At 60.3% G+C, this 13,242-nt stretch carries 14 protein-coding genes; 12 read left to right on the top strand and 2 right to left on the bottom strand.

Features of this window, described 5'->3' with window-relative positions; genetic code table 11:
- The first annotated feature begins 9 nt into the window (after positions 1-9).
- The 6 genes from flgA to fliP are packed head-to-tail and all read left to right on the top strand — an operon-like array spanning position 10 to position 4,115.
- Positions 10-492 (top strand): flagellar basal body P-ring formation chaperone FlgA, encoded by a 483-nt coding sequence (gene flgA, locus N2600_RS01735; protein WP_260297785.1) that lies wholly within the window; start codon positions 10-12, stop codon positions 490-492.
- On the top strand, positions 489-1,610 hold the full coding sequence (locus N2600_RS01740) for a flagellar basal body P-ring protein FlgI (RefSeq protein ID WP_162117823.1): 1,122 nt from the start codon (positions 489-491) through the stop codon (positions 1,608-1,610). Before flgA ends, N2600_RS01740 begins: the two co-directional genes overlap by 4 nt.
- Positions 1,607-2,149 (top strand): MotE family protein, encoded by a 543-nt coding sequence (locus N2600_RS01745; RefSeq protein ID WP_064249915.1) that lies wholly within the window; start codon positions 1,607-1,609, stop codon positions 2,147-2,149. The genes N2600_RS01740 and N2600_RS01745 overlap by 4 nt, the downstream gene beginning before the upstream one ends.
- Positions 2,146-2,862 (top strand): flagellar basal body L-ring protein FlgH, encoded by a 717-nt coding sequence (gene flgH / locus N2600_RS01750; protein ID WP_003556536.1) that lies wholly within the window; start codon positions 2,146-2,148, stop codon positions 2,860-2,862. Before N2600_RS01745 ends, flgH begins: the two co-directional genes overlap by 4 nt.
- A 12-nt stretch (positions 2,863-2,874) precedes the next feature.
- Positions 2,875-3,381 carry a flagellar basal body-associated FliL family protein gene (locus N2600_RS01755; RefSeq protein ID WP_260297786.1) on the top strand — a complete coding sequence of 169 codons (507 nt, stop codon included), beginning with the start codon at positions 2,875-2,877 and terminating at the stop codon, positions 3,379-3,381.
- On the top strand, positions 3,378-4,115 hold the full coding sequence (gene fliP, locus N2600_RS01760; RefSeq protein WP_017967035.1) for a flagellar type III secretion system pore protein FliP: 738 nt from the start codon (positions 3,378-3,380) through the stop codon (positions 4,113-4,115). The genes N2600_RS01755 and fliP overlap by 4 nt, the downstream gene beginning before the upstream one ends.
- 82 nt (positions 4,116-4,197) lie before the next feature.
- Here the strand turns inward: fliP and N2600_RS01765 are convergent, their stop codons facing one another.
- Complete coding sequence (locus N2600_RS01765) at positions 4,198-6,114, bottom strand: O-linked N-acetylglucosamine transferase, SPINDLY family protein (RefSeq protein ID WP_260297787.1); 1,917 nt, start codon at positions 6,112-6,114, stop codon at positions 4,198-4,200.
- A complete protein-coding gene (locus N2600_RS01770) occupies positions 6,111-6,356 on the bottom strand; it encodes a hypothetical protein (RefSeq protein WP_260297789.1) in 246 nt (81 codons plus the stop codon). The genes N2600_RS01765 and N2600_RS01770 overlap by 4 nt, the downstream gene beginning before the upstream one ends.
- A 202-nt stretch (positions 6,357-6,558) precedes the next feature.
- On the opposite strand from N2600_RS01770, the gene N2600_RS01775 reads away from it, so the two are divergent.
- The 6 genes from N2600_RS01775 (at position 6,559) to N2600_RS01800 (ending at position 13,240) form a co-directional block, all read left to right on the top strand.
- Positions 6,559-7,464, top strand: coding sequence for a flagellin N-terminal helical domain-containing protein (locus tag N2600_RS01775; RefSeq protein ID WP_222386379.1), 906 nt, complete (start codon positions 6,559-6,561; stop codon positions 7,462-7,464).
- Between the two features lie 282 nt (positions 7,465-7,746).
- Positions 7,747-8,655 (top strand): flagellin N-terminal helical domain-containing protein, encoded by a 909-nt coding sequence (locus N2600_RS01780; protein ID WP_260297790.1) that lies wholly within the window; start codon positions 7,747-7,749, stop codon positions 8,653-8,655.
- Positions 8,656-8,902: 247 nt separating this feature from the next.
- Positions 8,903-9,814, top strand: a complete 912-nt coding sequence (locus N2600_RS01785; protein ID WP_064249909.1) for a flagellin N-terminal helical domain-containing protein — start codon at positions 8,903-8,905, stop codon at positions 9,812-9,814.
- 300 nt (positions 9,815-10,114) lie between these two features.
- The gene (locus N2600_RS01790) at positions 10,115-11,077 is read left to right on the top strand and encodes a flagellin N-terminal helical domain-containing protein (protein ID WP_260297791.1); all 963 of its coding nucleotides are present in this window, start codon (positions 10,115-10,117) and stop codon (positions 11,075-11,077) included.
- Between the two features lie 202 nt (positions 11,078-11,279).
- Entirely contained in the window at positions 11,280-11,909 is a 630-nt protein-coding gene (locus tag N2600_RS01795; RefSeq protein ID WP_260297793.1) for a hypothetical protein, read from the top strand.
- A complete protein-coding gene (locus tag N2600_RS01800; RefSeq protein WP_260297794.1) occupies positions 11,906-13,240 on the top strand; it encodes a MotB family protein in 1,335 nt (444 codons plus the stop codon). Before N2600_RS01795 ends, N2600_RS01800 begins: the two co-directional genes overlap by 4 nt.
- The last annotated feature ends 2 nt before the right edge of the window (positions 13,241-13,242 follow it).

Here is a 13,242-nt window from a genome sequence, read left to right on the forward strand (position 1 = left end):
GGCCGAAACATGATGTTTTGCCGGGCAGCACACATCTCAGGATGGGTGGCGGCAGCCACGATCGCAGTCGCGGGCATTGTCTTGCCCGCGTCGGCGGATGCCGGCATGGGTTATGCCGTCGTCCCGACCACGATCATCTACCCCGGCGACACATTGTCGGCCAGCCAGCTCCAGGAGGTCGAGGTCACCAACCCTAACCTCGCCGGCGATTATGCCAAGTCCGTTTCGCAGGTCGAAGGCATGGTTTCCAAGCGCACGCTGTTACCGGGCCGCACGATCTCGGTCTCGGCCCTGCGCGAGGCCTATACGGTGACCCGCGGCTCTTCGATCCGCCTGGTCTTCACGCTCGGTGCGATGACGATTTCCGCCGCTGGCACGCCGCTTGAAGACGGCGCGACCGGGCAGGTCGTCCGCGCCCGCAATATGGATTCCGGCGTCATCGTCAGCGGCACCGTGCTTGCGGACGGCACGGTCCATGTGAGGGCAAAATGAAATTGTTCTTCCGTTTCGTCACTCTTGTCGCGGTTCTCGCCATGAGTTTGGCTGATGTCGCGCCCGCCTGGGCGCTGACCTCCCGCATCAAGGACATCGCCTCCCTTCAGGCTGGCCGCGATAACCAGCTGATCGGCTATGGACTCATTGTCGGCCTCCAGGGGACCGGCGACGGCTTCCGGTCCTCGCCCTTCACTGAACAGTCGATGCGCGCGATGCTGCAGAATCTCGGCATCTCGACGCAGGGCGGCCAGTCCAACGCCAAGAACACTGCGGCCGTGATGGTCACCGCCAACCTGCCCCCTTTCGCAAGCCCCGGCAGCCGTATCGACGTGACGGTGAGCTCGCTCGGTGATGCGACGTCGCTGCGAGGCGGCACGCTCGTCATGACCTCGCTTTCCGGCGCCGACGGACAAATCTATGCCGTTGCGCAGGGTGCCGCCATCGTTTCCGGTTTTCAGGCGCAGGGCCAGGCGGCGACCGTGACCGAAGGCGTCACCACTGCCGGCCGCGTGCCGGGCGGTGCGATTATCGAGCGCGAACTGCCGTCCCGCTTCGAGGACTCTGTCAATCTCGTCCTGCAACTGCGCAACCCCGACTTCTCGACGGCGATTCGTATCGCCGACATCGTCAACGGTTATGCCTCGGCGCGCTTCGGCGGCCCGGTTGCCGAAGCCAAGGATTCGCAGGAAGTCGTGATCCAGAAGCCGCGCACGGCCGATCTCACCCGACTGATGGCCGATATCGAAAATCTCATCGTCGAAACCGATACGCCGGCCAAGGTGGTCATCAACGAACGCACCGGAACGATCGTCATCGGCTCGGACGTCCGCGTCTCGCCGGTCGCCGTCAGCTACGGCACGCTTACGGTTCAGGTCACCGAGACGCCGCAGATCATTCAGCCCGAACCCTTCTCGCAAGGCCGGACCGCCGTCCAACCGCAGACCGATATTTCCGCCGAGCAGACCGGCGGGCGCGTCGCCATCATCGATGGCCCCGACCTCAGGACTCTCGTCGCCGGCCTCAACAATATCGGCGTGAAACCGGATGGCATCATCGCCATTCTCCAGGGCATCAAGTCGGCGGGCGCCCTGCAGGCGGAGCTTGTGCTGCAATGATTGATATCATCAACCGTGACATGACGGTTCTGCAACTGCTGCGCCGGCTGGCGCTGCCGGCCGCGGGCCTCGTCCTTCTGTCGATCCCCGGCGCCTTCGCGCAGGAACATGCGCCGGCTGGAGACATCACCTCCCAGGACGAGGTCAAGCAGTTCTGCACCAACATTGCCGATCCCGCCCGCGACCAGCGTTACCTCTTGCAGAAGCAGGAACTGGAAAAGCTTCGCGCCGACATCGACGCTCGCATGGCGGAGATGGACAAGCGCAAGGCCGAATACCAGGACTGGCTGAAGCGGCGCGACGATTTCCTGAAGCAGGCGGAAGCCGGCCTCACCGAGATCTACAGGAAGATGAAACCGGATGCGGCCGCACTCCAGTTGCAGGACATGAAGATCGAGGTGGCCTCAGCCGTGATCATGCGGCTCGGCCCACGGCAGTCGAGCCTCATCCTCAACGAGATGGACCCGCAAAAGGCCGCGGTCATCGCCAGCGTCATTGCCAGTGCGTCCGATCCCAATACGTCGAAGGATCCTTCATGAATATGCGTTTCCCGGCCGCGATCGCCGCCCTCGCACTCCTTGCAGGTTGCCAGTCTCCGACGGCGGTCAGCGAGATCGGCCGTGCGCCCGCCATGAGCCCGATCGGCAGCGGCCTCGCCTATGGCCAGACGCCGCAGATGGCGCTTTATCCGAAGCAGCCGCGCGCCGTCGCGCAGGGCTATTCGCTGTGGAGCGATTCGCAGGCCGCCCTTTTCAAGGACGCGCGCGCGCTCAACGTCGGCGACATCCTGACCGTCGACATCCAGATCAACGACAAAGGCTCCTTCGACAACGAGACCAACCGCAGCCGCAAGAATTCGAGCGGCATGAACTGGGACGTCAACGCCCAGATCTTCGGTTGGACGCCCGAGTCCAAGACCGACCTGACCTATGGGTCCGACACCAGCACCGACGGCAAAGGCAAGATCGAGCGCACCGACAAGCTCACCCTTCTGGTCGCCGCCGTCGTCACCGGCATTCTCGAAAACGGCAACCTCGTCATATCGGGCTCCCAGGAAGTCCGCCTGAACCAGGAACTGCGCATCCTGAACGTCGCCGGTATCGTTCGTCCGCAGGACGTCAATGCCGAAAATCAGATTTCCTATGACAAGATCGCCGAAGCCCGCATCTCCTACGGCGGCCGTGGCCGCCTGATGGAAGTGCAGCAGCCTCCGCGCGGCCAGCAGGCCGTCGATCTTTTCTCGCCGCTTTGAGGCTGAACGACGATGGCAGAGCCAGACGTAAGCGCAGGTCAACCGAACAAGAAATCCGGCTCGTTGATGACGATCATCGGCATCGCCGTCCTGACGCTCGTCGGCGCCGGCGGCGGCTGGGCAGTCGGCACGATCGTCGCACCCAACATCAACGGTGCCAAGGAGGTCGAGCAGGCCAAGGGTGCCGAGGCCAAGAAGAAGGCCGAGGAAGGTCTGGCGCGGATCTCGACCGAGGCCAACAACGTCGTCCAACTCGAACCGATCACCTCGAACCTCGCCTACCCCTCGGAAAACTGGGTCCGACTCGAAGTCGCGCTGCTGTTCAACGGGCCGCCGGATGTCAAGGTTTCAGAGGATATTCATCAGGATATCCTCGCCTATATCAGAACCGTTTCCCTTCAGCAGATCGAGGGGCCGCGCGGCTTTCAATATCTCAAGGATGACATACAGGAACGTGTTGACCTTCGCTCGCAAGGGCGGATATCGAAGGTCATGTTCAGGACATTTGTCATCGAATGATTCGTCTCATAGTTTTCCTTGCCGCCATGATGGCGGTACCGGAACTGGCGGTGGCACAGCAGCTGCCGACTGACTTGTTGAACGTCCCGGTCGATGGCTCCGTCGCCGCCTGGATCATCCGCACATTCGGCCTGCTGACCATTCTTTCGGTCGCGCCGGGCATCCTGATCATGGTGACGAGCTTCCCGCGCTTCGTCATCGCCTTCTCGATCCTGCGCTCAGGGATGGGCCTCTCCTCGACGCCTTCCAACATGATCCTTTTGTCGCTGTCGCTGTTCATGACCTTCTACGTCATGTCGCCGACCTTCGATCAGGCCTGGCAGAACGGCGTGCAGCCGCTGCTTGCCAATCAGATCAATGAGACCGAGGCGGTCCAGCGTATCGCCGAACCCTTCCGCACCTTCATGGCGGCCAATACCCGCGACAAGGATCTGGCGCTTTTCGTCGATCTGGCGCGCGAACGCGGACAGAATATCCAGACGACCAATCCGATCGACTATCGGGTGCTGATCCCGGCCTTCATGATTTCCGAAATTCGCCGCGGCTTCGAGATCGGTTTCCTCGTCGTGCTGCCGTTCCTGGTCATCGACCTGATCGTCGCGACCATCACCATGGCGATGGGCATGATGATGCTGCCGCCGACCTCGATCTCGTTGCCTTTCAAGATTCTCTTCTTCGTGCTGATCGACGGCTGGAACCTGCTGGTCGGCAGCCTGGTGCGTTCGTTCAACTGACCGGCTGCCGCCGGTTGATATTCGCCAATGAGAAACCCGCCGGATCCCTCCGGCGGGTTCTTTTATGCGGATCGAAAAGCCCTCACTCGGCCGCGAACGGCGCCGTGCGCGGCGGCAGCGCCGGAATGTCCATGTGATCGGGTGCAAGACCCTGCTTGGCACGGTCGGCCATGGCTTCATAGGCCTGCTCCAGATGGTCGCAGAACCGTTCGGCATCGAAGAGCGGCGCGATATAGCGCTTCTCCTTGAGATGCGCCTTGTATTGCGCGATCCGCGCGGGGTTCTGCGCCAGTTCGACGGCAATATCCTCATAGGCCTGCAGGTCGGCTGCAACGAGTTCGGGCAGGTCGATGGCCCTGAGCAGGCTCTCGCTGACGCGTGAGGCGAAGTTGGTGCCCTTGACGGTCAGGACCGGCAGGCCGCCCCAGAGTTGCTCCGAGGTGGTCGTGTGGCCGTTGACGGGGAAGGTGTCGATGCCGATGTCGGCCGCCTGCTGACGGTCGATGTGCTCTTCATAGGGCGCGCGCGGGCAGAAGATGATCCGCTTGGCGGAGATCCCTGCCGCTTGGAATTGCTTCAGGAGGTTCGCCTGGTTGCGCGGCGTGTTCGCCATCAGCCAGAGCACGCTGTTCGGCGCGCGCTTGAGAATGCGGCACCAGCTGTCGATCGTCTCCGGCGTGATTTTGCGGTTGCCGTTGAAGGACGCGAAGATGAAGGCGTCTTCCGGGAGGCCGAGCTGCTCGCGGGTGACAGGACGCGGCTTCGGGCGATGCATCGGGTCGTTCGGCTGGTAGCTCTCCGGCAGCCGGCAGAATTTCTCATGGTAGAAGGGCTTGGCCACCTCGGGCAATACCGAATGGTCGCCGATGACGTAGTCGAGATCGATATTGACCGTGCTGCCGGGGAAACCGAGCCAGCCGACATGCACCGGCGCGAGCGGCAAATTGAAGGCCGACGCGCGGCTGCCTGAAGTATGACCCTTCAGGTCGACCATGATGTCGATATTATGCTCGCGCACCGCTGCGAGCATCCCCTGGTCGGAGAAGCCGTGAACGGTGACGACCCGGCCCCAGCGGCTGCGGTCGGTATTGTTATGCTTGAGGTACTCAGGGCCTGTATGGCAGAAGAGCGTCACCTCGAACCGGTCCTTGTCGTGCAGTTCGAGGATGCGCTGCAAGAGCTTCATCGTCGCGTGGCGGTCCCAGAAGTCAGATGACATGTAGCCGATCCGGATCTTGTCCGACCAGCTGTGCGGCTGGTTGCGGCGGAAAGCCACCTGTTCCGGGTTGAGGGGAGTGGTGCCGATCGTCGCATATCGATTGAAATCCTCGTTGCCGCACCAGTGCAGATGATAGAACGGGTTATCCTTGCGCAGGATCTCGACATCGCCCTTTGCGAGTGAGGCATCGATCACTGCCTGGTGTTTGCTTGCCTCTTCGAACTCATTGAATTCGCGAGCGAAAACCAGATGCAGGAAGCGGAATGCGAGATTGCCTGGAAACCGCTTGAAGAGGTTTCGCGACAGGCTCTGGTTGGTTGCGTCGTTCAGATCGTCGCTCAGAAGCAGGGCTGCCAGGCGCATATGATCGGGATTGGCACTCTGCGACAGCACCGTCTTGAACGGGCGGATGATATCGCGCTGCTGCCGCTTCAGATAGATCGCGGTGATGATGAAGGCGAGTTCCGGGTCTTCCTGCGCCTTGCTAAGGTTTCGCATGGCGATCAGCAGAGCATCGTCCTCGCTGCCGGTCTCGTAGTGCAGCTTGGCCGCTTGCTTCTGGTATTCGTAGGAATTCGGTCCTTCACAGCTGCCGGCCAGGCCATAGGCTTTCGCGGCATCGGCCTTGAAACCGAGTTGCACGAGGTTCTTGGCCAGCAGCGCATAGGTCTTGGCGTCTTGCTGAATATCCATCAGCTGATTGAGCGTCGCCAAGGACTGTGTGTAGCGGCCCATCTGGTAATCCTTGGATGCCGCAGAGAACGAAACTTTGCTGTTCAAAACCCAACTCCGTGAAGGAAATGTTCTGGCGTCGACAGCCGAGGCACGGACAGGCCGTCCGCCGCAAAACGGGCGGATCGGTCCGATGGTGCTATCCCGGCGCCTGCCACATTGGCATTCGAAGCTTGCTTGAAACCGGTGCGCTTGATGAGCCTTTGTTTTTGCGGGAAAATGCCGACTTTTGCCTGCGGAAAGCGCTTGGTTTTCAAGGAAAATAGAATGCCAAGGAATATATTCAGCAAGCATTAACTATGCCCGCGAGGAGCCGGTCTGGGCCCTGTATTTTTAAGGAGTTGGCAAGCATTGGCTGCGAGATTGCCCTGGACATGACGGGTTTGGGCCAAACAAAAAAGGCGCCGAGTAGCATGAAGCTGGTCCGTCATCGCCGGTACTATAGTCCGGTATGTCCTCCTTTTTGTATCTAGTTTTCCAGGGGACAGACTTATGACAAGCATTAACACGAATACTTCCGCAATGGCCGCTCTCCAGACGCTGCGTAACGTCAACCAGGGCCTCAACCAGACGCAGAACCACGTTTCGTCGGGCTATCGCGTCGAAAAGGCTTCCGACAACGCCGCTTACTGGTCGATCGCAACGACCATGCGTTCGGACAACAAGGCTCTCTCGGCTGTTTCCGACGCTCTCGGCGTCGGCGCTGCCAAGGTTGATACCGCTTACACCGCAATGGACAGCGCTATCGACGTCGTCGGCGATATCAAGGCGAAGCTGGTTGCCGCCACTGAAAACGGCGTCGACAAGGCCAAGGTCCAGGAAGAAATCGGCCAGCTGCAGCAGCAGCTCCTGAGCATCTCTCAGTCGGCTTCCTTCAACGGCGAAAACTGGGTTGCCGGCGCTAGCGGCACCAAGAGCGTCGTCTCCTCGTTCGTCCGCGACGGCTCCAACGCCGTTTCGATCAAGACGACCGACTACGTTCTCAACAGCGGCTCTGCGGGCAACGTTTTGTTCGGCATGAGCGGCGGCTCGGTCGAAACCTCCACGGGTATCCTCGGTACTTCGAACGGTGCGACCGGTTCTGTCTACGCAATGGACATCACCAACTTCACCTCCGGCCAGATCGCGTCGGCTCTGACCAACGTTGAAGCGGCTCTGAAGGCCATGACCAGCGCCGGCGCTGCTCTCGGTTCGCTCTCCAGCCGCATCGACGCCCAGGACAACTTCGTGTCCGCTCTCAGCGACTCGATCGACTCCGGTGTCGGCCGTCTCGTTGATGCCAACATGGAAGAAGAGTCCTCCAAGCTCAGCGCCCTGCAGACCCAGCAGCAGCTGGCGATCCAGTCGCTGTCGATCGCGAACTCTTCTTCGCAGAACATCCTGTCGCTCTTCCGTTAAGACCGGTCGGCACAAGGTTTCCAAGTTTCGCGGCCGGGTCATCCCCGGCCGCGAAATGTTTTAATATAAGGTTAATGAAAAACATTCTAAGTCTCAGATATTTTTGATTAATTTCCGATCATGATTTAGCTTTCCTTAACCATCTTGCTGTTTTCTAGGCCCATCGAAACGGCGAGTTAACCCTAACAGAGATGGTTAACAGGCATGATGCTGATCGCTGTGGGCCGGCCGAAAATCCGGAATGTCCCTTCTTAAAATCTGCCAACAAGGGGCAAGCAAACTATGACGAGCATCAACACCAATAACGCTGCAATGGCAGCCCTCCAGACTCTTCGTGGCATCAACCAGGGTCTCCAGGAAACCCAGGCCCACGTTTCGTCCGGATATCGCGTCGGCAAGGCTTCCGACAACGCTGCTTACTGGTCGATCGCAACGACCATGCGTTCTGACAACAAGGCTCTCTCGGCTGTTTCCGACGCTCTCGGCCTCGGCGCTGCCAAGGTTGATACCGCTTACTCCGCCATGGACAGCGCCATCGACGTCGTCGGCGACATCAAGGCCAAGCTGGTTGCCGCCACTGAAAACGGCGTCGACAAGGCCAAGGTCCAGGAAGAAATCAGCCAGCTGCAGCAGCAGCTCCTGAGCGTCGCTCAGTCGGCTTCCTTCTCCGGTGAAAACTGGGTTGCTGGCGCTGACGGCACCAAGAACGTTGTTTCCTCGTTCGTCCGCGACGGCTCCAACGCCGTTTCGGTCGTGATGACCGACTATATTCTCGACGACAGCTCCACGGGCAACGTTCTGTTCGGCATGAGCGGCGGCGCGGTCGAAACCTCCACGGGTATCCTCGGTACTTCGAATGGTGCGACCGGTTCTGTCTACGCAATGGACATCACCAACTTCACCCTCGGCCAGATCCAGTCGGCTCTGACCAACGTTGAATCGGCTCTGAAGGCCATGACCAGCGCCGGCGCTCAGCTCGGCTCGATCTCCAAGCGCATCGAACTGCAGGAAAACTTCGTATCCGCTCTCAGCGACTCGATCGACTCCGGTGTCGGCCGTCTCGTCGATGCCAACATGGAAGAAGAGTCTTCCAAGCTCAGCGCCCTGCAGACCCAGCAGCAGCTGGCGGTCCAGTCGCTGTCGATCGCGAACTCCTCTTCGCAGACCATCCTCACGCTGTTCCGCGGCTAATAACCCTTGGAAACATCGGCCCGCCGGTCTCCGGCGGGCAGCCAGGAATCGAGCCGCGCTTCCATGGAGCGCGGCTTTTTTAATTTCCGTTAACTGTTGATTAACCATAATGCTGTCTTCTGCGGTCAACGAGACGGCGGGTTAACCAAATTTAAGAACCGGTTAACAGGCATGAGGCTGGTCCCCGTTCCCGGTAGCTTTCCGGAATGTCCCTTTTTTCCATCTGCCAACAAGGGGCAATCATTTTATGACCAGCATTTTGACGAACGTCGCGGCGATGGCCGCTCTTCAGACACTCCGCGGCATCAACGACAGCCTTGAGACGACGCAGAACCACGTATCGTCGGGCTACCGCGTCGAAAAGGCCGCCGATAACGCCGCCTATTGGTCGATCGCAACGACCATGCGTTCGGACAACAAGGCACTTTCCGCCGTTTCCGACGCTCTCGGCCTCGGCGCCGCCAAGGTCGACACCGCTTACTCTGCCATGGACAGCGCCATCGACATCATCAGCGAAATCAAGGCGAAGATAGTTGCCGCGACCGAAAAGGGCGTCGACAAGACCAAGATTCAGGAAGAAATCAGCCAGCTGCAGCAGCAGCTCCTGAGCATCGCGCAATCGGCTTCCTTCTCCGGTGAAAACTGGGTTGCCGGCGCTGACGGCACCAAGAGCGTCGTTTCCACCTTCGTGCGCGATGGCAACGGCAATGTCTCGGTCAAGACAACGGACTACATTCTGAACTCGGGCTCCGCGGGCAACGTCCTCTTCGGTATGACCTCGACTGGCACGATCGAGACGAGCTCCGGCATTCTCGGCACATCATCCGGTACAATCGGGTCGATCTACTCGATGGATATCAGCACGTTCGGCTCACCTGAGATCGCCATGGCCCTGACCTCAATCGAGGCCGGCCTCGAAGCGATGACCAAGGCTGCGTCGCAGCTCGGCTCGATTTCCACTCGCATCGAGCTGCAGGAAAACTTCGTCGGCGCGCTCAGCGACTCGATCGACTCGGGCGTCGGCCGCCTCGTCGATGCCGACATGGAAGAGGAATCGAGCAAGCTGACGGCGCTGCAAACGCAGCAGCAGCTGGCCATCCAGTCACTGTCGATCGCCAACTCCAGCGCTCAGAACATCCTCACGCTGTTCCGCAGCTAAATCAGACGCTGAAGCTGGACCGAATCTTGCGCCATCGTCTGGCAGCAATCGAAAACCCTCCCGGACCGCGCCCGAAACGGCGCGGTTTATTCTTTTATATCAAAGGTTTGGTCGGCATTGCGATCGCTGTGCCAGGCTCAGTGCTGCGCTCTTGCCCAATAGGTTGTTATCGAGTTAACTTCGCCTTGAGTTGATTTGCTTTTGCGACACGCCGGTAGAAACTCTGCCGGAGGCATGACGCCACTTCAGTCGCCGCCGGCAATCCGGCCTGCCCTATCACCCCGATTCCGAGACCTGTCGATGACCGTTAAGATTACCAGCGCGGCCGCGGTGAATGCGCTTGCGGTGCTGCGCAGCATCAACAAAGAAGCCAACCAGACCCAACAGCAGGTGTCCTCGGGGTATCGTATCGAGACGGCCGCCGACGATGCGTCCTACTGGTCGGTCGCGACCGTCATGCGCTCGGACAGCACCAATCTCGGAACGATCGGAGATGCGCTCGGTCTCGGCGCTGCCAAGGTGGATGCCACCTACACGGCGATGAACTCGGCGATCGATCTCATAGGCGATATTCGCGCCAAGTTGGTTTCGGCAAGAGAGCCGGGCGCCGACAAGGACAAGATTAACGCCGAGATCGGCGAATACAAGGAGCAACTGCAGACTGTCGTCGAATCGACGTCGTTTGCGGGTGAAAACTGGCTGTTGAACGGCGATACCGCCGCGCCGCCGAACTGGCAGGTCATCTCTGGTTTCGTGCGCGCTCCGACCGGCGAATATCAGGCCCAGACCATCGATTTCCCATCCTCGCAGACCATTCTCGTCGATAAGAACAATGCGAGCGGCGGTCTGCTGACCAAGCCGGTCGATGCCAACGCCATCAATAACAGCGGCACGACGTCGCGGAATTACTATTTGCTGAACGCCAATTCCACCACGCCGGCTATCGGTACGGAAATTGCGATTGGCAAGAATACGACCGATGCGCAACTTACCGACATGCTTGACGTCACCGACTCGCTGCTCTCCTCGCTGACGACGACGGCCGCGTCCATCGGCGTGATGAAGACCCGCATCGACGATCAGATCGACTATGCCGCCGATCTGTCCGATTCGATCGACAAGAGCGTCGGTGCGCTCGTCGATACCGACATGGACGAGGCTTCGATCCGGCAGAAGGCGATCGAAACCCAGAAGCAGATGGCCGTCGAAGCGATCTCGATCCTCAACACCGCCGCCAGCAAGGTCCTGATCCTGCTGGAGTAGGGGGTGGGCGCGATCACGGGTGGCGGCGCCATTCATCCTCGCGCAAGTTTGACTTCTTAGTTTCCGGCATGAAGGCATCGTTCGAATCCGTGCCGGCGCAGGGTCAGGCCCTTGCCCGTTTCGAAGGGCGATGCCGGCGCGCAAGGTCACTTTGGGCGGGGGCGGGCATGCTGCATGCCTCCCGAATGCTGGATGGTTTTTTATGAGCATTACGCTTTCCCGGTATTTGAAGGATTTCGGTGAACCGGAATCGTCAGCGCCGATCCTTGATATGGACGATTTCGGCGGCGACGCTTTCCCCGAAATGCCGAGCGAACCGGCGATCGACGTCGAGGCGGAGCGCCGCGAAGCCTATGCGGAAGGTCATGCCGCAGCGACCGTGGTATTGACTGAGAAATACGAACTCGAGGCGCGGATGCTGGCGGAGGTCCATGCGCGTGAACTCGAAGAGCTGAAGCTGCGTTACGAAGTCGAGGCGGCGGCGGTCATTGCATCCCGCATCCGCGATATCGCCGAAGAGGTCGCGCAGCTGGTCAGCGCCGGCGCCGCCGTTGCCATCGCGCCTGTGATGACCGAGGCGCTTGCCGCCAAGGCTGCCGAGAGCCTCGCCTCTCTGCTGCGTGACGCGATCCTCGAAGGCGCGGCTGGAGCGGTCGTCGTCAGGGGGCCGACCCGGCTTTTCGACATCTTGAAGGCCGAGCTCGGTGAACATGCCAGCGCGGTTCGCCACATTGAGACCGACGATATCGATCTTGCCGTCGAAATCGGTGATTCCGTTATCGTCACCCGTATGTCCGCCTGGGCGGCCAGCTTGAAGAAAGTTCTCGAATGAGCGAAGGCGAAAACCACCACCACGGCAAGAACGAGATCATCATCGTCAAGAGACATGGCGGCGGTGATCACGATGGCGCCCATGGCGGTGCGTGGAAAATTGCCTATGCCGACTTCATGACGGCGATGATGGCGTTCTTCCTGGTCATGTGGCTGGTCAATGCCGCCAACGAGGAGACCAAGGCCTCGGTCGCGACCTATTTCAATCCGATCAAACTCTCCGACGAAAAGCCGACCGAGAAGGGCCTGAAGAAGCCCGTCGACAACGCCGAGGGCGAGGAGAAGCAGGAGAAGTCGAAACAGAAGGAAGAAGATCCGAACGACGGCAAGGCTGCGGCCGATGGTGACGACCAGACATCGACATCAGGCGACCAAACCAATTATTCCGAGGCCGATTTCTTCGAAAATCCTTATTCGGTTCTGGCCGAGATCGCCCAGGAAGTCGGCCAGCAGGCCAATGTCAGCGCCAAGGGCGACGGCGGCGCCGCCGATTCCGGCCCGGCCACCGGCGCCGACGGCGGCGAGGCCTATCGTGATCCCTTCGATCCGGATTTCTGGACGAAACAGGTTGAGGTCACGACGGCAGGCAAGACGTTGGCGCCCGGCAAGAGCGACCAGCAGGCGGTCGAGAGCGAGACAAGCGAGATCGCCAAGGTCGAGGATATGAAGCCTGTACCGCTGACCACCGATCAGAAGGCCGCCAAGGAAACCAAGGAGACCAAGGAAACCAAGGAAACCAAGGGCGCGGTCGACGCCAGGGACGGCAAGGCGCCGGCCGGCAAGTCGGCCGAGAACAAGAAGGCCGAAGCTCAGAAAGACGCCGATCACCAGAAGGATGCGGACAAGCGCGCCGCCGAGACCGAGCAGCAGAAGGAAGCCGAGCAATTGCAGGCAGAGATCGCCCAGCAGATCGGCGGCGTTGCAGGCAAGCTCGCCGAAGGCCTGAGCGTGACGGCGTCCGAGGGCGGATTGCTGGTCAGCATCTCCGACCAGACCGACGATTCGATGTTCAATATCGGTTCTGCAGTTCCGCGCCAGGAAATGGTGCTCGCCATGGAAAAGATCGGCGCGATCCTGAAGGCGAGGGGTGGTGCGGTTGCCATCCGCGGCCACACGGACGGGCGCCAGTATAAGGGCACGCAGAACGAGAACTGGCGGCTTTCGATGGATCGTGCCCAGAGCGCCTACTACATGCTTGTGCGCGGCGGGCTCGACGAGAAACGCATCTCGCAGGTCTCCGGCTTCGCCGACCGTCGGCTGAAGCTGCCGTCTGACCCGTTCAACGCGACCAACCGCCGGATCGAGATTCTGGTGCAGGCGGATCAAGGATAGTC

Source organism: Rhizobium sp. WSM1274 (genome assembly GCF_025200775.1).
GTDB lineage: Bacteria > Pseudomonadota > Alphaproteobacteria > Rhizobiales > Rhizobiaceae > Rhizobium > Rhizobium leguminosarum_I.

Bases quoted from the DNA above. Each gene is read 5' to 3' on its own strand.
- flgA (WP_260297785.1), top strand. From the start codon at position 10: ATGATGTTTTGCCGGGCAGCACACATCTCAGGATGGGTGGCGGCAGCC.
- N2600_RS01740 (WP_162117823.1), top strand. From the start codon at position 489: ATGAAATTGTTCTTCCGTTTCGTCACTCTTGTCGCGGTTCTCGCCATG.
- N2600_RS01745 (WP_064249915.1), top strand. From the start codon at position 1,607: ATGATTGATATCATCAACCGTGACATGACGGTTCTGCAACTGCTGCGC.
- flgH (WP_003556536.1), top strand. From the start codon at position 2,146: ATGAATATGCGTTTCCCGGCCGCGATCGCCGCCCTCGCACTCCTTGCA.
- N2600_RS01755 (WP_260297786.1), top strand. From the start codon at position 2,875: ATGGCAGAGCCAGACGTAAGCGCAGGTCAACCGAACAAGAAATCCGGC.
- fliP (WP_017967035.1), top strand. From the start codon at position 3,378: ATGATTCGTCTCATAGTTTTCCTTGCCGCCATGATGGCGGTACCGGAA.
- N2600_RS01775 (WP_222386379.1), top strand. From the start codon at position 6,559: ATGACAAGCATTAACACGAATACTTCCGCAATGGCCGCTCTCCAGACG.
- N2600_RS01780 (WP_260297790.1), top strand. From the start codon at position 7,747: ATGACGAGCATCAACACCAATAACGCTGCAATGGCAGCCCTCCAGACT.
- N2600_RS01785 (WP_064249909.1), top strand. From the start codon at position 8,903: ATGACCAGCATTTTGACGAACGTCGCGGCGATGGCCGCTCTTCAGACA.
- N2600_RS01790 (WP_260297791.1), top strand. From the start codon at position 10,115: ATGACCGTTAAGATTACCAGCGCGGCCGCGGTGAATGCGCTTGCGGTG.
- N2600_RS01795 (WP_260297793.1), top strand. From the start codon at position 11,280: ATGAGCATTACGCTTTCCCGGTATTTGAAGGATTTCGGTGAACCGGAA.
- N2600_RS01800 (WP_260297794.1), top strand. From the start codon at position 11,906: ATGAGCGAAGGCGAAAACCACCACCACGGCAAGAACGAGATCATCATC.